Source organism: Pseudomonas sp. PF05 (assembly GCF_056521845.1).
This window is the reverse complement of sequence record NZ_JBWLPW010000028.1, coordinates 27,178-47,450: the sequence shown is the minus strand read 5'-3', so window position 1 is coordinate 47,450 and position 20,273 is coordinate 27,178. Positions and strand designations below refer to the sequence as shown.

General features: G+C 62.6%; 15 protein-coding genes (1 of these 15 running past the window's edge). 6 read left to right on the top strand and 9 right to left on the bottom strand.

The window, feature by feature from the left end:
- Positions 1–71: 71 nt before the first annotated feature.
- Complete coding sequence (locus tag AC09SL_RS28120; RefSeq protein ID WP_058544459.1) at positions 72–473, bottom strand: lysozyme inhibitor LprI family protein; 402 nt, start codon at positions 471–473, stop codon at positions 72–74.
- A 143-nt stretch (positions 474–616) separates the two neighbouring features.
- Between AC09SL_RS28120 and AC09SL_RS28115 the strand changes: the two genes are divergently transcribed.
- Entirely contained in the window at positions 617–1,075 is a 459-nt protein-coding gene (locus tag AC09SL_RS28115; RefSeq protein WP_058544460.1) for an SRPBCC family protein, read from the top strand.
- Between the two features lie 477 nt (positions 1,076–1,552).
- Here AC09SL_RS28115 and AC09SL_RS28110 read toward each other — a convergent pair whose 3' ends face one another.
- Positions 1,553–2,500 (bottom strand): AraC family transcriptional regulator, encoded by a 948-nt coding sequence (locus tag AC09SL_RS28110; protein ID WP_058544461.1) that lies wholly within the window; start codon positions 2,498–2,500, stop codon positions 1,553–1,555.
- A 202-nt stretch (positions 2,501–2,702) separates the two neighbouring features.
- Here AC09SL_RS28110 and AC09SL_RS28105 point away from each other — a divergent pair, with 202 nt between their 5' ends.
- Positions 2,703–3,440: an SDR family oxidoreductase gene (locus AC09SL_RS28105; protein ID WP_058544462.1), complete on the top strand. Its 738-nt coding sequence runs from the start codon at positions 2,703–2,705 to the stop codon at positions 3,438–3,440.
- Between the two features lie 60 nt (positions 3,441–3,500).
- Here AC09SL_RS28105 and inhA read toward each other — a convergent pair whose 3' ends face one another.
- Positions 3,501–4,184, bottom strand: coding sequence for an isonitrile hydratase (inhA, locus tag AC09SL_RS28100; protein WP_058544463.1), 684 nt, complete (start codon positions 4,182–4,184; stop codon positions 3,501–3,503).
- Positions 4,185–4,283: 99 nt separating this feature from the next.
- On the opposite strand from inhA, the gene AC09SL_RS28095 reads away from it, so the two are divergent.
- Positions 4,284–5,276 (top strand): GlxA family transcriptional regulator, encoded by a 993-nt coding sequence (locus AC09SL_RS28095; protein ID WP_058544464.1) that lies wholly within the window; start codon positions 4,284–4,286, stop codon positions 5,274–5,276.
- On the opposite strand, the gene AC09SL_RS28090 is transcribed toward AC09SL_RS28095, so the two are convergent.
- Both AC09SL_RS28090 and AC09SL_RS28085 read right to left on the bottom strand, forming a co-directional pair.
- Positions 5,245–6,147: an alpha/beta fold hydrolase gene (locus AC09SL_RS28090; protein ID WP_058544471.1), complete on the bottom strand. Its 903-nt coding sequence runs from the start codon at positions 6,145–6,147 to the stop codon at positions 5,245–5,247. The two genes, AC09SL_RS28095 and AC09SL_RS28090, sit on opposite strands and share 32 nt — an antisense overlap.
- Positions 6,148–6,180: 33 nt before the next feature.
- Positions 6,181–6,558 carry a hypothetical protein gene (locus AC09SL_RS28085; RefSeq protein ID WP_058544465.1) on the bottom strand — a complete coding sequence of 126 codons (378 nt, stop codon included), beginning with the start codon at positions 6,556–6,558 and terminating at the stop codon, positions 6,181–6,183.
- A 630-nt stretch (positions 6,559–7,188) separates the two neighbouring features.
- Here AC09SL_RS28085 and AC09SL_RS28080 point away from each other — a divergent pair.
- Complete coding sequence (locus tag AC09SL_RS28080) at positions 7,189–7,554, top strand: DUF6124 family protein (protein WP_058544466.1); 366 nt, start codon at positions 7,189–7,191, stop codon at positions 7,552–7,554.
- A gap of 258 nt (positions 7,555–7,812) precedes the next feature.
- Here the strand turns inward: AC09SL_RS28080 and AC09SL_RS28075 are convergent, their stop codons facing one another.
- From AC09SL_RS28075 to tam, 4 genes are all read right to left on the bottom strand, one after another.
- Entirely contained in the window at positions 7,813–9,636 is a 1,824-nt protein-coding gene (locus tag AC09SL_RS28075; protein WP_064107115.1) for a glycoside hydrolase family 15 protein, read from the bottom strand.
- Entirely contained in the window at positions 9,629–10,429 is an 801-nt protein-coding gene (locus AC09SL_RS28070; protein WP_058544467.1) for a glucose 1-dehydrogenase, read from the bottom strand. The genes AC09SL_RS28075 and AC09SL_RS28070 overlap by 8 nt, the downstream gene beginning before the upstream one ends.
- Positions 10,430–10,644: 215 nt before the next feature.
- Positions 10,645–11,778, bottom strand: coding sequence for a cupin-like domain-containing protein (locus tag AC09SL_RS28065; protein WP_058544468.1), 1,134 nt, complete (start codon positions 11,776–11,778; stop codon positions 10,645–10,647).
- A gap of 91 nt (positions 11,779–11,869) precedes the next feature.
- Complete coding sequence (gene tam, locus AC09SL_RS28060) at positions 11,870–12,640, bottom strand: trans-aconitate 2-methyltransferase (protein ID WP_058544469.1); 771 nt, start codon at positions 12,638–12,640, stop codon at positions 11,870–11,872.
- 200 nt (positions 12,641–12,840) lie between these two features.
- On the opposite strand from tam, the gene AC09SL_RS28055 reads away from it, so the two are divergent.
- Together AC09SL_RS28055 and AC09SL_RS28050 are read left to right on the top strand one after the other, a co-directional pair.
- A complete protein-coding gene (locus AC09SL_RS28055; protein WP_058544470.1) occupies positions 12,841–13,575 on the top strand; it encodes a thioesterase II family protein in 735 nt (244 codons plus the stop codon).
- A 234-nt stretch (positions 13,576–13,809) separates the two neighbouring features.
- On the top strand, positions 13,810–20,273 hold the 5' portion of the coding sequence (locus tag AC09SL_RS28050) for a non-ribosomal peptide synthetase (protein ID WP_064107116.1). It continues 6,451 nt past the right edge of the window; only the first 6,464 of its 12,915 coding nucleotides appear in the window; it begins with the start codon at positions 13,810–13,812; its stop codon lies off the right edge, out of view.

Genomic DNA, 20,273 nt, shown 5'->3' with positions numbered 1-20,273 from the left:
TGCCTGCAATAAAAAGTTTTGGCCAAAAAAAGGATGACCTGTAGAGATCATCCTTTTTTGCATCCGTGTTCTTAAGCCTCGGGTACTGGGCAGCTCAGATCCCCTTCCTTGCACTTGAGATAGGTCTTGAATGCCTCGATCCGGGTTTTGGTCTGGGCGGTGATGCAGTTGCTGTAGATCAGCGGATAGACGCTGCCGCCCTCGACCCCGGAGGCGGAGAAATTGCATTCGGCGTCACGGAAACCTATCCAGGCACGTTGCGCCTTGACCAGCATTTGCTTGGCCTGCGGATTGTCCTTCAGGCGTGCTGTGATCTGCTTGTACAAGCTGTTCAGCTCGTTGTCGGCGGCTTTATTTTCTTTGGCTGCGCATTGGTTCATTTCGCCTTGAGTGATGGCGTCGGCGCAATCGTCAGCTTGGGCAACGGTGACGAAAAGCAGCGGCGTCAGGGCTAGAAGCAAGCGTGGGGACATGTTTGGTCTCTCCTTGAGGGTTGAAAGCGCCGGGGGGAGTTTACATCGCTTTAAGACGGCGATCGCTAAACAAGGGGTTGATACAACTTTCCGGTTGGCCTTGTGGTCTTACAAGCCTACTGTTGAAACACAGGAGGTGACTTATGCATTCATCCGACCGCATTGAAAGAAAGATCCTGCTCAAGGCTCCGCGCTCTCATGTTTGGCGAGCCCTGGCCAACGCCGAAGCTTTCGGCCAATGGTTCGGTGTCGCCCTTGAGGGAAAACGGTTTGTGGCAGGGGAACGTACCCAGGGGCAAATCACTTATCCCGGTTACGAACATCTCATCTGGGACGTAGCGGTGGAGCGGGTGGAGCCCGAGCGGGTGTTCTCGTTTCGCTGGCATCCTTACGCTGTCGAGCCGCAGGTGGATTACTCCCAAGAGTCCGAAACCCGGGTGCAATTCGAACTCGAAGACATGGATGGCGGTACCTTGCTCAAAGTCGTGGAGTCGGGTTTCAACAACATTCCCGAGGCTCGCCGGCTCAAGGCTTTTCGCATGGACAGCCGTGGCTGGGACGAGCAGATGGCCAACATTGAAGCCTTCCTGAGCCAGTCTTGATCGGGGGCTGCTGAGGGGGCTGAGGGTTTTCGGAGGGGTTGTATAGCGAATGTCTTACACGAGATGGTAGCTATGTCGTCTATTTCATTTTGGATCCGAGGCGTAATCTGGACTCATCCACTGAAGCACAGGAAGTGCTCAGGATCAGGGACGATCGACCATGCAAGGAAAGCTATCGACAGGGAGTCGTAATGGTCTTGGAAAAACCCGCTTCGGCGGGTTTTTTTTCGCCCGCAAAAATCTGGAAAGGTCCTATAGCGAAACGCTTACACGCCGTTGCTGCTTTCTCGTCTTTTTCCAAGACACCGGTGGGCCTAATCTATGTTCATCCACTGGGTACAGGGAGTGCTCAGGGTCATGGATGATTGGATCAGGCATGGAACGCCGGACAGGAAGTCAAATTGGTCCTCAAAAAACCCGCCTAGGCGGGTTTTTTTTCGTCTGTGAAAAAGTGGCTCGATCCTGTTGCACCCAGGATCAGGCGCCACTGGCTTGCAGCGCCTGAGCACGCAAACGAGCGATGTCCTTGCTCGGGGAGGCGCCAAAAAGGCGGCTGTATTCACGACTGAACTGTGAAGGGCTTTCATATCCCAGCTTGTAGCCGATCGACGAAACGTCGCTGTTCTCTGCCAAGAGCAACCGTCGGGCTTCCTGCAAGCGCAGTTGTTTCTGGTATTGCAGCGGGCTCATGGCGGTCACGGCTTTGAAGCGGTGATGCAGTGCCGAAGGGCTGAGGTTGATCATTTTTGCCAGGCTGTCGATGCTCAGCGGCTCTGCGTAATGGGTATTGAGCCACTCGATGGCGCGGCTGATGCGATGGGTCTGGGTGTCGGGAATGGCGATTTCGTGCAAGCGCTGGCCTTGGGCGCCGCGCAACAGCCGGTAGAAAATCTCCTGTTGGGCCAACGGGGCGAGGGTGGCGATATCGTCCGGACAGTCCAACAGCCGCAGCAAGCGCAACATCGCGTCGAGTAACGGTGCATCGATACGGTCCAGGAACAACCCGCGTCCGGTTCTTTCGGTAGGCGCGCCGATAGGGCTAGTGTCAGCAATCAAGCGGCAGATCTGTGCCGGATCGATGTCGAGGCGGATGCACAGGTAAGGGCGCTCGGGGCTGGCTTCAATCACCTGGCCGGCCAGCGGCAGGGTCACCGAGACGACGAGGTAATTGAGGGGGTCATAGACGTAGCATTCGTCCGCCAGGTGCACCTCCTTGCGTCCCTCGATAATCACGCATAAACCAGGCTTGTGCACGCTGTGCAGTGCTCCGGTTGGCTGGTCGCTGCGAATCAGGTGCAAGGTCTCGATGGCTGTGGGGTGGACGCCGAATTCCGGTGCGAAGCGCATCATCAGGCTCGCCAGTTCGGCGCGGCGCTGGCTGACGCCGTCGTCTGGCGTGATGTGGATGGACGTGGATACCGACATGCCGATCAACCTCCCTGGCCAAATGAGTGGACCGCGCTAGTAAAGCCGATTGTGCGGCTGTCGACCAGAGCCGGTTTTATCACCACAGGATCGTGCAAGTGCGCAGGAGGATCCGGCTAACCCCGACCCCGGTCGGTTCCCTAATCTGGACCTGTCAAAACGCTCCCATTGGGGCCAACACATCCAGACGAGGGGAACCATCATGTCCGATATTCAAAACAAAGTTGTGGTCATCACTGGCGCCAGCAGCGGGATTGGCGAAGCTGCGGCGCGGTTGCTTGCGGCTCGCGGTGCTCGTGTCGTGCTTGGCGCCCGGCGCATCGATCGTTTGCAGACGTTGGTGCAAGAGCTCGAGACCGCCGGCCAGCAGGCAGTCTGTAAAGCCGTGGACGTGACCCGTCGCGAGGATGTCCAGCACCTGATCGACTTTGCTGTCGAGCGGTTCGGGCGGGTCGACGTGATCATCAATAACGCCGGGGTCATGCCGCTTTCCAAACTCGAGGCGCTGAAAGTCGAGGAGTGGGACCGCATGATCGACGTCAACATTCGTGGCGTGCTTCACGGCATCGCCGCCGGCCTGCCGTTGATGCAGCGCCAGCGCAGCGGCCAGTTCATCAACATCGCGTCCATTGGTGCCTACGCCGTCAGCCCGACTGCCGCCGTGTATTGCGCCACCAAGTTTGCCGTGCGGGCGATTTCCGAGGGCTTGCGCCAGGAAGTCGGAGGGGACATGCGCGTGACGGTGATTTCCCCTGGCGTGACCGAGTCGGAACTGGCCGAGAGCATTTCCGATGAAGGTGGACGTGCTGAAATGCGCGAGTTCCGCAGGATCGCCATTCCGGCCGAAGCCATCGCCCGGGCAATCGCCTACGCCATCGAACAACCGGCGGATGTGGACGTCAGCGAGCTGATCGTGCGACCCACCGCCAGCCCGTTCTGAGTCGTACTGACCCGACAGGAAAATCCTCATGTGGGAGCAAGCTTTGCTCCCACAGCTCAGCTATACCTCCAACCGCGCCGCAGCACGTTGGGCGATCTGCGAGCGCAGTTGGAACGACTCTGCGGTACGCCGGCGGGCTTGTTCCAGGACGCGCGTTGGCGCGGTGTCCGGGCTGCCGGCGTTGAACGGCGGGGCAGGGGCGTATTCGAGCTGCAGTTGGACCAGTTCGGCGGTGTCCTGGTCGAACAGTTCGGCTGCCAGGGTCAGGGCGAAATCGATCCCGGCCGTGATGCCGCCCCCGGTAAGTAGGTTGCCATCGCGGACCACGCGATCCTTGACCGGTGTCGCGCCCAAGGTTTGCAACAGGCTGTGATAGGCCCAATGGGTGGTGGCGCGCTTGCCTCGCAACAGGCCTGCCGCACCGAGCACCAGCGAACCGGTGCACACCGAGGTGATGTATTTCGCCTCGGCGGCCTGCCGCTTGATGAAGGCCAGCGTCTGCTCGTCTTCCATCAGGGGCCCGACGCCGGTTCCGCCGGGAACGCAGATCACGTCGAGCTTCGGGCAGTCCTCGAACGTGGTAGTGGGCAGCAACACCAGCCCGGTGCTGGCAGTGACCGGCGCCAGGTCCTTCCAGATCAGGTGGACCTTCACGTCTGGCAACGAGGCCAGTACGTCATAAGGGCCGGTCAGGTCCAACTGCTGGACTTGGGGGAATAACAGCAAACCGATCTGCAGCGTCATGTCGCGTGCTCCTTTGGATGATGCCCGAGGGGTGGACGGTTTTACTTTAGATCCGTAGGCTCTGGCGTATACGCCAATAAGCCCACGAATCACGCCAATATGCCCAACCTACCGAAAACCGTTCATGTACTGGCCTTCGCCAATGTGCAAGTGCTGGATGTCACCGGACCCTTGCAGGTGTTTGCCTCAGCCAACGACCTGGCGCGCCAGCAAGGCTTGCCGTTGCCCTACACGCCCAAGGTCATCGCAGTGGGTGGCGGGGCGGTGATGTCCTCGGCAGGGTTGGCGCTGTTAGCCGAGCCGCTGCCGTATGAAGGCAGCGACACGCTGTTGATCGCCGGTGGCTGGGGCGTGTACGAAGCGGCGAAGGACCCGGCGCTGGTGGCCTGGGTCAAGGAGCACGGCCTGCGTTCGCGACGGGTGGCGTCGGTGTGCACCGGGGCGTTCCTGCTGGCCGCCAGCGGTTGGCTGGACGGGCGGCGCGTGGTGACGCACTGGACCCGCTGCGAACAACTGGCCAAGCAGCATCCGCAGTTGCGGGTCGAACCCAACCCGATTTTCATCAACGACGGTCCGGTCTGGACCTCGGCCGGGGTCACGGCTGGCATCGACTTGGCCCTGGCACTGGTGGAGGAGGACCTGGGCCGCGCGGTGGCGCTGGAAGTCGCCCGGCAACTGGTGGTGTTTCTCAAGCGTCCCGGTGGGCAATCGCAGTTCAGCGTGACTTTGTCACTGCAAAAGCAGGGCAGTCGGTTTGATGACCTGCATGCCTGGATCGCCGAAAACCTCACCCGCGACCTGGGCCTGTCGAGCCTGGCTGCCGAGGTCGGCATGAGCGAACGCAGCTTTGTGCGGCACTACCGCGCCGACACCGGCCAGACCCCGGCGCGGGCGGTGGAGTTGATTCGCGTGGAAACCGCTCGCCGTCTGTTGTCCGACACCGCTGTGTCGATCAAGCGGGTGGCGGTGCAATGTGGCTTCGGCAGCGAAGAAACCCTGCGCCGCAGCTTTTTACGGGCCATGGGGGTGACGCCCCAGGCCTATCGCGAGCGGTTCGCCGTCAGCCCTCAAGCAGATCCAGTAATGCCTTGAGCGTGGCTTCGGGGGCTTCCTGTGGGATGTTGTGGCCGACACCGGCCAGCACGCGGCGCTCATAGAAACCCGTGAAATGCTCGGCGTCTTCATCGTGTTCCGGCGCTGGCCCCACGCCGTCGTCGGCACCGCACAGGGAAATGCTCGGTACGCTGATGGTCGGTTGTGCCGCCAGCCGTTCCTCCATCCACTCCAGCGTCGGGTCGCCCGGTGCGTACATGAAGCGATGGCGGTAGGAATGGATCACCACGTCGACGAAGTCCGGGTTATCGAACGATGCGGCGCTGAGGGGATAGCGTTCGGCGCCACGTTTCCAGGTCGGTGACCACAGGCGCCAGAGCAGTTCACACAGTTCACGTCGGTTCTGGGTCAGGCCCTCGACACCCCGCGCCGTGTGGAAATAGTACTGGTACCACAGGCGATGTTCGGTTTCCGGGTCCAGCGGCTGCTTGGAACGGGGAATGTCCTGCAGGTTGTAGCCGTCGCCAGTTACCAGGCAGCGAACGCGCTCGGGCCACAGCGCCGCGACGATACACGCCGCCCGACCGCCCCAGTCGTAGCCGCACAGCGCCGCTTGGGGGATGGCGAGTGCGTGCATCAGGTCCAGCAGGTCCTGGGCCAGCGCCGCTTGCTGGCCGGAGCGCAGGATGGCCGGGTTGTTGAACCGGGTCGGGCCGTAGCCGCGCAGGTAGGGCACGATGACCCAGTAGCCGCGCTCGGCCAAGGCGGGCGCGACTTCATCGAAAGCCCTGGGGTCGTAAGGAAAACCGTGCAGCAGGATGACTGGCTCGCCGCTGGCAGGGCCGTGTTCTTCGTAGGCGATGCGCAACAGCGGCGTCACGGCGAAGTTGACCTTGGGATCGAGGTTCATGCTGGCCTCCGGCATTGCCCGGCCCGGTAGCGGTCAGGCGGGTTCCTGGTTCACGTATTTGGCCCGATCCGGCGTGAACGTCACGATCATGTTCGTGCTGGAGCAGGTCAGGGTGCGCTCTTGGGCCAGGTCGATGTCCAGGTCTTCACCGCGCAGGCCCTGCCATTGGGCGAGGTACTTGAGACAGCCGAATTTTTCGTTTTTCTTCAAACTGCGGCTGACGCCACCTTTCCAGCCCAGTACCGGCAATTCACCGGCCAGGCAGCGTTGCGCCAGTTCGGGAAACTTCACCGCGCGGTCGCGGCCGATTTCCCAGCATTTGATCAGGCCCCGGTCCTGGCCCTCCCAGAGGTCTTCGCGGGTCAGGCCTGTTCGGGGTGGGGTGGTGATGGGGCGTTTGATATGGGTCATGTCAGGTCCTTGAGTCGGGTTTTTATCGGGCAGCTCCGCTGCACCCGTGAGAGCATCGATCTTAGGAGGGGTTTGGGGGGCTGGCAACTCGAAACGCGGCGTAACCATAAATGGGGCCGCAGGAACTGTGCAGGAACTGTGTAGGAGCTGTGCAGGAGCTGTGTAGGAGCTGTCGAGTGCAACGAGGCTGCGATCTTTCCCCATACACTTGAGTCTCAAGTGAAAGATCAAAAGATCGCAGCCTTCGGCAGCTCCTACAAGATGCAGTCCAGCGGGGATAAATCCCCTCGCCACAGTGGTGCGGTGTTCCTACAAAAAAATAGGCAAACCGGAATTTTCTGACGAGTCGCGGCGGTTGCCGGTTAGGAAAGGGCGGGGATAGGCTTTGCTCGTCGCTGCAAAATCAGCGACCGGGTTTGGTCACCCGTCCAATGTCAGGCGCACACGCGCCAACCTCAGCATGTCGGCGCTTTTTTGTGTGCTTGTCGGTATGCTTTGCGGTGGGCTGTGCGCGGGGCACTTTCGAGTGCGCCGGGTGCCTGACTTCCCGGTTGACCAACCTGCGTATAGCCCACCACCCTCGTTTGGTCACGAGGTGGGTGAGCTCAACTTCAAGTCAGGAGTTTCACAATGGTCAAGATCACCCCCAACCCTCCACGCGCCGAAGACCTCTCTGCCTACACCACCCTCGATTCAAAAAAACTCCGTGAAGCCGCCGACCGGGCGCTGAATATTCACCTGTCTCCTGCTCCAGCCAAACCCGACACCCAGGACGGCCAGGTCTTTTCAGTGGTTCCCGGCCTCAGCACCGAATCCGTGCTGACCACTCTCAGCGAAACCCTGGCCTCGGCTGATGCGCTGGTCAGTGACCTGACGTTCGATCTGGAAGGTTCCCGGCGGCATGTTGCGCTGGGGATTCAGCAGTTGATCGAGATGGCCAAGTTGCTGGCCAATCGTGCGTTGGATGACATCGAACTGACCAACTCAGCGCGGTAGTAGGAGCTGTGTAGGAACTCTGTAGCTGTGTAGGAGCTGTGTAGGAGCTGTGTAGGAGCTGTGTAGGAGCTGTCGAGTGAAACGAGGCTGCGATCTTTCCCAATACACTTGAGTCTCAAGCGAAAGATCAAGATCAAGATCAAGGTCAAGGTCAAGATCAAGATCAAAAGATCGCAGCCTTCGGCAGCTCCTACGAGGTGCAGCCCAGCGGGGATAAATCCCCTCGCCACAGGGATCGCGTTCAGGCTGAAGGGCAGTTCACGGCTGCCAATGCGTTTTCTCCCCGCTCAACTTGCGATCCAGGAAGCTCGCCGCGCTGATCAGCGCCAGGTGGGTCAGGGCTTGGGGAGTGTTGCCCAGGTGGTAGCCGTGGCTGTCGAACTCTTCGGCGTACAGCCCCAGCGGGTTGGCGTAGCGCAGCAATTGTTCGAATTCCAGTTGGGCTTTTTCCACGCGGCCGGCGCGGGCCAGGCATTCGACGTACCAGAACGAGCAGGCTGCGAATGAACCTTCGATGCCGCTGAGGCCGTCGATGGGGCTGTCGTCGTTGCGGTAGCGATAGACCATGCCGTCGCGCACCAGGTCTTTTTCGATGGCGTCGAGTGTCGAGAGCCAGCGCGGATCGCGGGCGCTGACGAAGCGCACCAGCGGCATCAACAGCATCGAGCCGTCCAGGGCGGTGCTGCCCAGGCGCTGGATGAAGTGCTGGTGTTCGTCGTTCCAGAAGTTTGTCCAGATGTCTTGGTAGATGGCCTGGCGGGTCTTGTCCCAGCGGACGAACGGGGCGGGCAGGGAGCGTTTTTCGGCCAGGCGGATGGCGCGGTCCACGGCGACCCAGCACATCAGCCGCGAATGCAGGAAATGCTGCTTGTCGCCGCGCATTTCCCAGATACCCACGTCCTTGTCCTGCCAGACCTTGCACACCTGGTCGACCACGTCGACGGTGTGTTTCCAGTCTTGATGGGAAATGGCTTCGCCGTATTTATTGACCAGGTACACGGCGTCCATCAGCTCGCCGAAAATGTCCAGTTGCATCTGTTTGTAGGCCAGGTTGCCGATCCGTACCGGCTGCGCATTGCCGAAGCCGCCCAGGTGCGGCAGCGCGGTTTCCGGCAGTTCCAGTCGACCGTCCAGGCCGTAGAGGACGTTGAGTTTGATCGGCTGGTCTCGGCAGTCGCTGACCCGCCCGCGCAGCCAGCGCATGTAGGCGTTGGCCTCATCGACGAAGCCCAGGCGCATGAAGGCGTAGACGGTGAATGAGGCGTCGCGGATCCAGGTATAGCGGTAATCCCAGTTGCGCTCGCCGCCGCGGGTTTCCGGCAGGCCGAAGGTGGCGGCGGCGAGGATGGCACCGTGTTTGCGCGAAGTCAGCAGCTTCAGTGCCAGGGCAGAGCGGTTGACCACTTCCCGCCAGCGTCCGCGATAATTGGATTGGGCGATCCAGCCGCGCCAGAACGCCAGGGTGCGTTCCAGGCATATCGCGCTGACATCGTCCTGAAGTCGCGGGTCGTCGATGCCGCCCAATAGGAATTCGGCGCTCTGGCCTTGTTCCAGGGTGAATTCGGCCACCGCCGCGTTGCCGTCCAGCGTCATGGGCTGGTCGGCACACAAGCGCAGGCTCGGTTGTCCCGGCGCCTCGAAACAGATGTGGGCAGCGTCCTGGCGCGCAGTGGTGGTGGCCCGGGCGTAGTCATGCCGCACCGCGCAACGCATGCGAAACGTCGCGCTGCCGACGGTCATGTGCACTTTGCGCATCAGCACCGGTAAATCATCCTCGCTGTCGCCGATGGGCAGCAGGTCGGTGATTTCCACCACGGCGCCGTCGCTCAGCCAGCGGGTTTGCAGCACGTTGGTATCGGGCAAGTAGATCTGCTGGCGACGGGCATGCGGCAGGTCCGGAGCCAACTGGAAAATGCCCGCTTCGGGGGTGTCCAGCAGCGAACAGAAGATCGATGGGCTGTCGAATTCCGGCCAGCAGAAAAAGTCGACGCTGCCTCGATCATTGACCAGCGCGGCGCTGCGCATGTCGCCGATGATGCCGTGGTTTTCGATGGGGCTTTGTGGTTCATGATTGTTAGCCATTGTCGCGAAACCCCGGATAAAGGCTCATCCCGCCATCGATGAACAACGTGGTGCCCACTACATAATCGGACAAGTCCGACGCCAGCCAGGCCACCGCGTTGGCGATGTCTTCCACGTCACCAATGCGACCGTAAGGAATCAGCTCCAGCAATTTCTGCTCCTGTTCGCCTTCTGTGGCGTCGCGGTTGATGGCCGTGCGAATGGCGCCCGGGGCGATGCTGTTGATGCGGATGCGCTGGTGGCTGGTTTCCTGGGCCAGGCTCTGCATCAGCAGATCGACACCGCCCTTGGATGCAGCATAGTTGGCGTGACCGGCCCAGGGAATGCGTTGGTGCACCGAACTCATGTGAATGATCTTGCCAGCGGCCCGGGACACGCCCTGGCGAATGCCCTGGCGATTGAAAATCCGCAGGGCGGCGCGGGCGCAGAGGAATTGGCCGGTGAGGTTGGTACCGATCACGGTGTTCCAGTCTTCCAAGTGCATGTCGACGGCGGGCGCGTCTTTCTGCAGGCCGGAATTGGCGACCAGGATGTCCAGCGAGCCAAAGGCTTCGAGGGTCTGGGCGAACAGCCGCTCGACGTCCGGCTCCTTCGAAACATCAGCACCGACGGCGATGGCGCGGCCGCCGTTGGCGTTGATTTCACGAGCCAAGTCTTGCGCCGGGCCGGCACTGGAGTGGTAATTGAGCACCACGGCGGCACCGGCCGCCGCCAATGCCTGGGCCGAAGCCGCGCCAATGCCGGAACTGGCGCCGGTGACCAGGGCAACCTGTCGGGCGAGGGAAATCTGCATGGTCTAGCACCTTGAATTGAGGGCCTTACCTGCTGACTGGCGTGAGGCGTGCAGAGTTCATTTGGGTGATGTAGGAGCTGCCGAGCGAAGCGAGGCTGCGATCTTTCCCCAGACACTTGAGTCTTAAGCGAAAGATCAAAAGATCGCAGGCTTCGCCAGCTCCTACACAGCCCAGCGGGAGCAAGCTCCCTCGCTACGAAAGCGGTGTTCGGCTGTTACCAACCCCGCCCCGAATTCACCCAGAAATTCACCGACAACGACGTAGACACCGACTCCACCTGATGAAACCAACCTTCAGGCAAAAACAGCAAATCCCCAGCATCCAATGTCACACGCAGGAACGTCACGTCCCGGGCGAGGGGGAAGCGTTGGTAGTCCGGCGCGTCCGGGTTGAAGTCACAGCCGTCCAGCCCGCCTTGGGGCGCCGTGGACCAGGTGCCCAGGGCTTCGCGATGGTGAGGCGCGGCGAGGGTGAAGGTTTTCTGGCCCCAGACCTGGGCGAACAGGTTGTCGGTGTCGTCGCGGTGCAGCGGCGTCAGGGTGCCCTTGGGGCCGATCCAGATGCGCGGCGGGATGAACAGCGAGGGGTCGAAGTAGGGCGGGTACTTGATCTGCTCCATCAGTTGCGCCGGCAGGATGTTGTTGCCCATGTAGGCCGGTGGTTCGCCGTCGGCGCCCTTGGTCGCCGGGCTGTCGAGGGCGGCGATGAAGTCGGCCATGGACGTGGAGCGAAAATCCCGTTCGGTGGAGAAGGTCTTCTTCACGTAGTCGCCGTGGCGGGTGATGCCTTGCAGCTCGGCAAAATGCACCAGGGATGCTTCGCGGCTGAGCTTGAACAACGGCCAGTCCTGCAAGGCATCGCTGATGACCAGCGGAATGCCGTGGGGCAAATAGTGCGCTTGAAACGCCTGCACCGACAGCTCGCTGCGAGGCCGACGCTCCACGCTGCGTTGGGTCGGCAGGCTGGCGGTGAGCTTTTCGCTGAAGCGCGACGGGGTGGGGTAGCGCTTGTTCATGTCGACCTTTTCCACCACGCCACCGCCATGCCGGGCATGGTCGATGATCTGCGGCAGCAACGTCGCCAGGCCCATGTTGCCGGCGATCTTCAGGCGCCCGCTGGCGAACAGTTCCTCGACATTGGCCATGCCGGCCATGATCCCGAGAAAATCCTTTTCTGCCACCTCGATGGTGACATCGGGGCTGGTGTGGCGGCCGGCCTGGGTGCGGCTGCTGGCCTTGACCTCGGACCAGTAGGCCTGGTGCGGACCGAACACGAATTGAAAGACGCCTTCGATACCAACGGCGCCGGCATTGGCGAACAGTTTGCCCAGGATGGTTTGCAGGTCCACGGCGGTCACTCTTGCGGGTTTTTGGTCTTAGCAGGTAACGAGGGCCTGGATCAGAAATTTAGTCCCCATCGCTGCGTCATCGACCGTCGCCCTAACGCGTCGCGACCATGAACACCCGGGGAAACGGCAGCAGCACCGTTCCATCGTCCAAGGTGGGATAGGCCTGTTCGATCGCCTTGAGGTACTGCGCCAGGTACTGCTCGCGCTGCGCCTCGTCCAGCGGTTCGAGAAACGGCCGCAAGCCGCTGCCCTTGAACCATTCCACCACGCCTGCGGCGCCATCGGCCAAGGGGTGATGGTAGGTGGTGCGCCACACATCGACGCGGCTGCAGTGGGGCTTGAGGATCGCGTAATACGCGCTGGCGTCTTCCACGTCGGTCCGCGAATCAGCCGCCCCGGCCAGTTGGTTGGCCCACGGGCCGTTGGCGGCGATTTCCCGCATCAGGCGGTGGGAAGGCTGGTGCAGGGTGTCGGGCATCTGGATCGCCAGGCTGCCACCGGGGGCGAGTTTTTCCACCAGCGAGGGCAGCAGGGTGGCGTGGTCGGGCAGCCATTGCAGCACGGCGTTGGCGAAGATCACGTCGAACGGCCCGGGTTCGTCCCATTGGCCGATGTCGACGGTGTCGAACGCTACGGCGGGCAGGCGTTTGCGTGCGGCGTCGACCATATCGCTGGAACTGTCCAGGCCGCGTACCGTGGCGTTGTTGAAATATTCCACCAGCAGTTCAGTGGAATTGCCCGGGCCGCACCCCAGGTCGATCACCGAGCGGGCCTGTGTGGGGGGAATGGCGGCGAGCAGGTCCCGGGATGGACGGGTGCGTTCCTGTTCGAAGGCGACGTATTGCTTGGCGGACCAGCCCATGGCGTTCTCCTGTGTGGTGCAGTGTTCGAGGTATCGCCAGTATAAGGTCGGGCGGGAAGATGAACCGCGTTATCGTTCATCGCGGGCAAGCCTTGCCCCCTCAAGGTGCCGTCATCTCGTAGCGAACGTCACGGTTTTGACTAAATCGGTGGGTTACGATTTCGTTATCTTGCTTACACGACCGATCGGAGAAAACCGCAGTGACCCAACTGACCCTGCTGTGCCTGCCTTATTCCGGCGCCAGCGCGATGGTGTACAGCCGCTGGCGGCGCAAGTTGCCGCAATGGCTGCACGTGCATCCGGTGGAATTGCCGGGACGCGGGGCGCGCTTCGACGAGCCGCTGCAAACCGACATGGGGCCGTTGGCGATGCAACTGGCACGGGAGCTGTCCGCGACGCTCCAGGCCCCTTACGCCTTGTTCGGCCACAGCCTGGGCGCGCTGCTGGCCTGCGAGATCGGCCATGCCCTGCGTGAGCTCGGCGGCCCGGAACCGGTGGCGCTGTTCGCGTCCGGCACCGCGGCGCCGACGATGCGCGCCGACTACGACCGCGGTTTCGCCGAACCGAAAACCGACGCTGAACTGATCGAGCAACTGCGCACCCTCAACGGCACCAGCGAAGAGATATTGGCCAATGAAGAACTGATGGCCCTGACCTTGCCGATCCTGCGGGCCGATTTTTTGCTGTGCGGACGTTTCCAGCCGCGGATCCGGCCTCCGCTCAACTGCCCGGTGCATGTGCTCGGTGGCACCACCGACAAGGCCACCACGGAGCAACTGATTGGCTGGCGCCAGGAAACCACGGGCAGCTTTTCGGTGGACATGCTGGCCGGTGGGCACTTCTTCATTCACGAGCACGAGGCCAAGGTGCTGCGGCTGATCAAGGATCAGTTGAGCGTGCATCATCGGCGGCATGGGTTGGCGATCAGCGCCTGACCTGCGGATTCCATAGCGGTTCATCGGTCCCTGTAGGAGCTGCCGAAGGCTGCGATCTTTTGATTTTGATCTGCTGATCTTTCGCTCGGGGCTCAATGGGCAGGGGAAAGATCGCAGCCTCGTTGCACTCGTCAGCTCCTACATTCTCAAGCGCTAATTTTTCCGGTTTGCATTCGTTTCATAGGGACGACTTGCCTTTGTGCCTTGTGCCCACTGATTCCGGATACCCCAGAAATGAATGCTGAAGACGCCTTGAAACTTGCTCGCCGGTTTATCGGGTTGCCCCTGGAAAAGCGCCGGATGTTCCTGGCCGCGCTGGACAAGGAGGGCGTGGAGTTCAGCGGTTTTCCCATCCCTAGGGGCGTCGAGGCCGAGGATCGCCAGGCGTTGTCCTATGCCCAGCAGCGCATGTGGTTTCTCTGGCAACTGGAGCCGGGCAGCGGCGCCTACAACCTGCCGGGAGCGGTGCGGCTCAAGGGCGCGTTGAGCCTGCCGGCGCTGGAGCAAGCTTTCGCCAGCCTGGTGGCCCGTCATGAAACCCTGCGCACGGTGTTCCAGCGCCAGGCCGACGACAGCCTTCTGCAAGTGCCCTCCAGCACTGCACTGGCGATCGGGCACAAGGACTTCAGTGCCTTGCCGGCTGCCGAACGCGAGCAGGCAGTGCGCCGGGCCGCCGAAGCACAATCGATGCAGCCCTTCGACTTGTCCAGCGGCCCTTTGCTGCGGGTCGAATTGCTCACGCTCGATGAGCAGGAACATGTGCTGCTGCTGACCTTGCACCACATCGTCTCCGATGGCTGGTCGATGAATGTACTGATCGACGAGTTCATCCGCTGCTACGACGCCCATGAAGCGGGCATTGCGCCGCAACTGGCCGACTTGCCGATCCAGTACAGCGACTACGCCTTGTGGCAACGCCGCTGGCTGGAAGCGGGTGAGCAGGCGCGTCAACTGGCGTATTGGCAGGCGCAACTGGGCGATGAACATCCCGTGCTGGAATTGCCCATCGATCACCCGCGCCCGGCGATGCCCAGCTATCGCGGCACGCGTTTTGAGTTTGCCGTGGAGCCGGCATTGGCCGAGCAACTGCGCACCACGGCCCAGCAGCACAACATCACTCTGTTCATGCTCCTGCTCGGCGCGTTCAATGTGTTGCTGCATCGCTATACCGGCCATACCGATATCCGCGTCGGCGTGCCCATCGCCAACCGCAACCGCGCGGAAACCGAAGGGCTGATCGGCTTCTTCGTCAACACTCAGGTATTGCGCACCGAGCTCGGCGGCCAGACCCGTGTCGATGAGTTGCTGCGAACGGTCAAGGAAGCGGCCCTCGGCGCCCAGGCCCATCAGGACCTGCCGTTCGAACGGTTGGTCGAAGCCCTGAAACTGGAGCGCAGCCTCAGCCACACGCCGCTGTTCCAGGTGATGTACAACCACCAGCCGCAAGTGGCCGACATCGCCAGCATCCGCACCGCCTCGGGGCTGGAGTTGTCGATGCTGCAATGGCAGAGCCGCACCACGCAGTTCGACCTGACCCTCGACACCTGGGAAAAGGCCGGCAAGCTGCACGCGGCGCTGACCTACGCCAACGATCTGTTCGACGCCGCCACGGTCGAGCGCATGGCCCAGCACTGGACGCGACTGCTGCAGGGCATGGTTGCCGACAGCCGCGCGCTCGTCGCTGAGTTGCCGTTGCTGGAAGCTGATGAGTACCAGTGCCTGATCCATGACTGGAACCCTGTGGACGCGCCGTTCGAGCAAGCATTGTGCATTCACCAGATGATTGCTCGCCAAGCCCAAGCCACGCCAGATGCCCTGGCCGTCACTTTCTCCAACACCCAACTGAGCTACAGCGAGCTCGACGGTCGCGCCAATCGCCTGGCCCATAAACTCATCGAATTGGGTGTAGGCCCGGAAGTGCGGGTGGGCGTGGCGATGCCGCGTTCCGAACACCTGCTGATCGCCTTGCTGGCAGTGCTCAAGGCCGGTGGCGCCTACGTGCCGCTGGACCCGGATTACCCGGCCGAGCGGGTGGCCTACATGCTCGACGACAGCCGTGCGCGGGTGTTGCTGACTGAGCAAGGGGTGGCGGCGACGCTGAGCGTGCCGGCTGAAACCACCGTGCTGATGCTGGATCGGATCGAGCTGGGGCAGTACCCACTGAGTGCACCGATCACCCAAGTCACGCCGGACAACCTCGCCTACGTCATCTACACCTCCGGCTCCACCGGCAAGCCCAAGGGCGTGGCGATTGCCCATCGCAACGTGCTGGCGCTGATCGACTGGTCTCAATCGGTCTACAGCCGCGATGACATCCAGGGTGTGTTGGCTTCGACATCGGTGTGCTTCGATCTGTCGGTGTGGGAGTTGTTCGTGACCTTGGCCAACGGCGGCTCGCTGATCATCGCCCGCAATGCCCTGGAATTGCCGCAACTGCCGGCCCGGGATCAGGTGCGCCTGATCAACACCGTGCCCTCGGCGATTGCCGCGTTGCTGCGCAGCGATGAGATCCCGGCCAGCGTGCGCATCATCAACCTGGCCGGTGAGCCACTGAAACAGAACCTGGTGGATGCGCTCTACCAGCGCCCCACCTGTGGGAGTGAGCCTGTGCAAGCAGGGCCAGTAGGAGCAAGGCCAGTAGGGGGAGGGACAGTAGGGGGAGGGACAGTAAAAGTAGGGCCTGTAGGAGCAAAGCCTGTGGGAGCAAAGCTTGCTCGCGATAGCCTCCTATCGGCTGGCCCATGTGTGACTGACCCACCGCCATCGCGAGCAAGCTTTGCTCCCACAGGCCTAGCTCCCACAGGTCTCGCTTCCACAGGTCTCGCTTCCACAGGTTCTGATCTTTCAGGATCTGCTTCCACAGGCTCACTCCCACAAGGGATCGAGCATGTGTACGACCTTTATGGCCCTTCGGAAGACACCACCTATTCCACCTGGACCCGCCGCACCGCTGGCGGCACGGCGAACATCGGTCGGCCCCTCAAGCACACCGCCAGCTACCTGCTCGACGCCGATCTGCAACCCGTCCCCCAAGGCGTTTCGGCAGAGCTGTACCTGAGCGGCGCGGGCATCACCCGTGGCTACCTTGGCCGCGCGGCGATGACCGCTGAAAAATACGTGCCCAACCCGTTTTCCACCACCGGCGAACGCCTGTACCGCACCGGTGACCTGGCCCGTTATCAGGCCAACGGCAATTTGCAGTACGTCGGCCGCATCGACCATCAGGTAAAGATCCGCGGCTTCCGTATCGAGCTGGGAGAAATCGAAGCGCGGCTGCAGCAACAACCCCAGGTGCGCGAACTGGCGGTGCTGGCCCAGGACGGCGAACACGGCCAGCAACTGGTGGCCTTCATCGTCCCGAGCGACGCCACCGTGCTGACCCAGGTCGAGGCCCAGGTGCACGTGCGCGAAACCCTCAAGGCCGCCCTGCGCGAACACCTGCCGGACTACATGGTGCCGGCCTACCTGGTGTTTCTCGCACAACTGCCGCTGACCCCCAACGGCAAACTCGACCGCAAGGCGTTGCCGGCCATTGACGGCAGCGAGCAGCAACGCGAATTCGTCGCGCCCGACAGTCCACTGGAAAAAGCCCTCGCGACGATCTGGCAGGACGTGCTGAACCTCGACAGCATTGGCCTGGAAGACAACTTCTTCGAGCTGGGCGGCGACTCCATCGTCTCCATGCAAGTGGTCAGCCGTGCGCGGCAGGCCGGGATCGTGCTCAATCCCAAATCGCTGTTTCAACACCAGACCCTGCGCAGCCTGGCACGGGTAGCGCGCCAGGGTGACAGTCATGCGATCGATCAGGGCCTGGCGCGCGGCGCGGTGCCGTTGACGCCGGTGCAGCATTGGTTCTTCGAGCGCGACATTCCCGAGCGGCAACACTGGAACCAGTCGCTGTTGCTGGTGCCTGGCGAGCGTCTCGACGTCGTGGCATTGGCATCGGCCCTGGCCCGTTTGGTTGAACACCATGACAGCCTGCGCCTGCGCTTTACCCAAGTGAACGGGCAGTGGCAGCAAGCCTATGCCGAGCCGTCGGCGGCCAGCCTGTTGTGGCAGCGGCAGGCGACGTCGGTGGAACAGCTCAACGCCCTGTGCGACGACGCCCAGCGCAGCCTCGACCTGGAAGACGGGCCGCTGCTGCGGGCCTTGCTGGTGGACATGGACGATGGCAGCCAGCGCTTGTTGCTGGCGATCCATCACCTGGTGGTGGACGGCGTTTCGTGGCGTGTGTTGCTGGACGACTTGCAAGCGTTCTACGGCCAGTTGCAGGCCGGTCAGGCGATCCAGGTGCCGGCCAAAACCAGCGCGTATGGGCAATGGGCCGCGCGCCTGCACGGGCATCTCGATGGCTTCATGGACAGCCTCGATTACTGGCGCGCCCAGGGCACTGCACCGGCGGGCAACGGCTTGCCATGCGATTACCCCGAGCCGCTGCTGCAAGCCCGTGACGAGCGCAAGGTCCAGGTGCGGCTGGACGCCGAACAGACCCGCCAACTGCTGCAACAGGCGCCGAAGGCCTACCGCACCCAGGTCAACGACCTGCTGCTGACCGCGCTGGCCCGTACGATCTGCCGCTGGACCGGCCAGGACAGCACGCTGATCCAACTCGAAGGCCATGGCCGCGAAGACCTGTTCGATGGCGTTGACTTGACCCGTACCGTCGGCTGGTTCACCAGCCTGTTCCCGGTCAGCCTCAGCCCGGCGCCGGCGTTGAGTGCCTCGGTCAAGGCCATCAAGGAACAACTGCGCGCCGTGCCGGACAAGGGCTTGGGCTACGGCGTGCTGCGCTACCTGGGCGAACCTGAAGTGCGTGCCGAACTGGCGGCCTTGCCGGCACCGCGTATCACCTTCAACTACCTGGGCCAGTTCGACCGGCAGTTCGACGACGGCGCGCTGTTCGTGCCGTCCAGCGAAGGCAGTGGCGCGGCGCAACATGCCCGGGCGCCGCTGGCGAACTGGTTGACGGTGGAAGGCCAGGTCTACGGCGGTGAGCTGTCCCTGAACTGGGGGTTCAGCGAGCGGATGTTCAAGCACCGGACCATCGAGACACTGGCCGCTGACTACCTCGCCGAACTCGGCGCATTGATCGAACACTGCTGCGCGCTGGAAACGCCGCAGGCCACGCCATCGGACTTCCCCCTGGCACGCATCCGCCAGGCGCAACTCGACAGCCTGCCGGTGCCCGCCGGGCAGTTGGACGACCTGTATCCACTGTCGCCGATGCAGCAGGGCTTGCTGTTCCACACCTTGTACGAGCAGGCGGCGGGGGAGTACATCAACCAATTGCGGGTGGATATCCAGGGCATCGATGCGCAGCGCTTCGCTGACGCCTGGCAGGCCACCCTCGACGCCCACGAAATCTTGCGTAGCGGCTTTGTCTGGCAGGGCGACCTTGAGCAGCCGTTGCAGATCGTCCGGCGCCAGGTCGAGTTGCCGTTCACGACCCTCGATTGGCGCGGGCGCGATCACCTCACCGACGCCTTGAATGAGCGCGCCGACGCCGAGCGCCGCCAGGGCTTCGACCTGGCCCAGGCGCCGTTGCTGCGCCTGGTGCTGGTGCAGACCGAGGCCGAGCGCTGGCACCTGATCTACACCCATCACCACATCCTGATGGACGGCTGGAGCAACGCCCAACTGCTCGGCGAAGTCCTGCAGCGCTACAGCGGTCGCTTGCCCAAGGCCAATGTCGGGCGTTATCGCGACTACATCGCCTGGCTGCAACGCCAGGACGCTCAACTGGGCGAGACGTTCTGGACCGACCAGTTGGCAACCCTGCAAGCGCCAACCCGGTTGGCGCGCGTCATGTCCGTCGGCGAAATCCACAGCGGCCACGGCGACCATTTCCAGACGTTGGACGCTTCTCGCACCCTGGCCCTGGAACAGTTCGCCCGCCAACAGAAAGTCACCCTCAACACCTTGGTGCAAGCGGCGTGGCTGTTGCTGCTGCAACGCTACACCGGCCATGACAGTGTCGCCTTCGGTGCCACCGTGGCTGGGCGTCCGGCGGATCTGCCGGGCATCGAGCAGCAGATCGGCCTGTTCATCAACACCTTGCCGGTGATCGCTGCGCCGCGTCCGGACCAGTCGGTCGGTGCCTGGCTGCAAGCCGTGCAGGCGCAGAACCTCAGCTTGCGGGAATTCGAGCACACGCCATTGGCGGACATCCAGCGCTGGGCCGGGCAGGGCGGCGAGGCGCTGTTCGACAACATCCTGGTGTTCGAGAACTACCCGATTGCCCAGGCCCTGGCAGAAGGTGCCGGGCAGGGCGCGGTGTTTGGCGAAGTCACCCACCTGGAGCAAACCCATTACCCGTTGAGCGTGGCCGTGACCCTCGGCCAGACCCTGACGCTGCACTACAGTTTTGACCGGGCGCATTTCAGCCCGACGGCCATCGAAGGCATCAGCGCGCATCTGTCGCAGCTGTTGGAGCGCTTCGCCGAGTCGGCGGTGCGTAACCTGGGGCAAATCGCCCTGGTCAGCGCCGAGGAACAGGCCTGGCAACAGGCCGCCAACTCTGCGCAGCCGTACCCGACCGACATCGCCGTGCATCAGCGCATCGCCGATCTGGCGGCGCAAAAGCCCCAGGCTACGGCGGTGATCTTCGACGGTCAGCGTTTCAGCTATGGCGAGATCGACCGGCGCGCCAACCAGTTGGCCCACGCCTTGGTTGCCCGTGGCGTGGGGCCGGAAACCCG

Coding starts and splice junctions, on each gene's coding strand:
- AC09SL_RS28120 (WP_058544459.1), bottom strand. CDS start 473: ATGTCCCCACGCTTGCTTCTAGCCCTGACGCCGCTGCTTTTCGTCACC.
- AC09SL_RS28115 (WP_058544460.1), top strand. CDS start 617: ATGCATTCATCCGACCGCATTGAAAGAAAGATCCTGCTCAAGGCTCCG.
- AC09SL_RS28110 (WP_058544461.1), bottom strand. CDS start 2,500: ATGTCGGTATCCACGTCCATCCACATCACGCCAGACGACGGCGTCAGC.
- AC09SL_RS28105 (WP_058544462.1), top strand. CDS start 2,703: ATGTCCGATATTCAAAACAAAGTTGTGGTCATCACTGGCGCCAGCAGC.
- inhA (WP_058544463.1), bottom strand. CDS start 4,184: ATGACGCTGCAGATCGGTTTGCTGTTATTCCCCCAAGTCCAGCAGTTG.
- AC09SL_RS28095 (WP_058544464.1), top strand. CDS start 4,284: ATGCCCAACCTACCGAAAACCGTTCATGTACTGGCCTTCGCCAATGTG.
- AC09SL_RS28090 (WP_058544471.1), bottom strand. CDS start 6,147: ATGAACCTCGATCCCAAGGTCAACTTCGCCGTGACGCCGCTGTTGCGC.
- AC09SL_RS28085 (WP_058544465.1), bottom strand. CDS start 6,558: ATGACCCATATCAAACGCCCCATCACCACCCCACCCCGAACAGGCCTG.
- AC09SL_RS28080 (WP_058544466.1), top strand. CDS start 7,189: ATGGTCAAGATCACCCCCAACCCTCCACGCGCCGAAGACCTCTCTGCC.
- AC09SL_RS28075 (WP_064107115.1), bottom strand. CDS start 9,636: ATGGCTAACAATCATGAACCACAAAGCCCCATCGAAAACCACGGCATC.
- AC09SL_RS28070 (WP_058544467.1), bottom strand. CDS start 10,429: ATGCAGATTTCCCTCGCCCGACAGGTTGCCCTGGTCACCGGCGCCAGT.
- tam (WP_058544469.1), bottom strand. CDS start 12,640: ATGGGCTGGTCCGCCAAGCAATACGTCGCCTTCGAACAGGAACGCACC.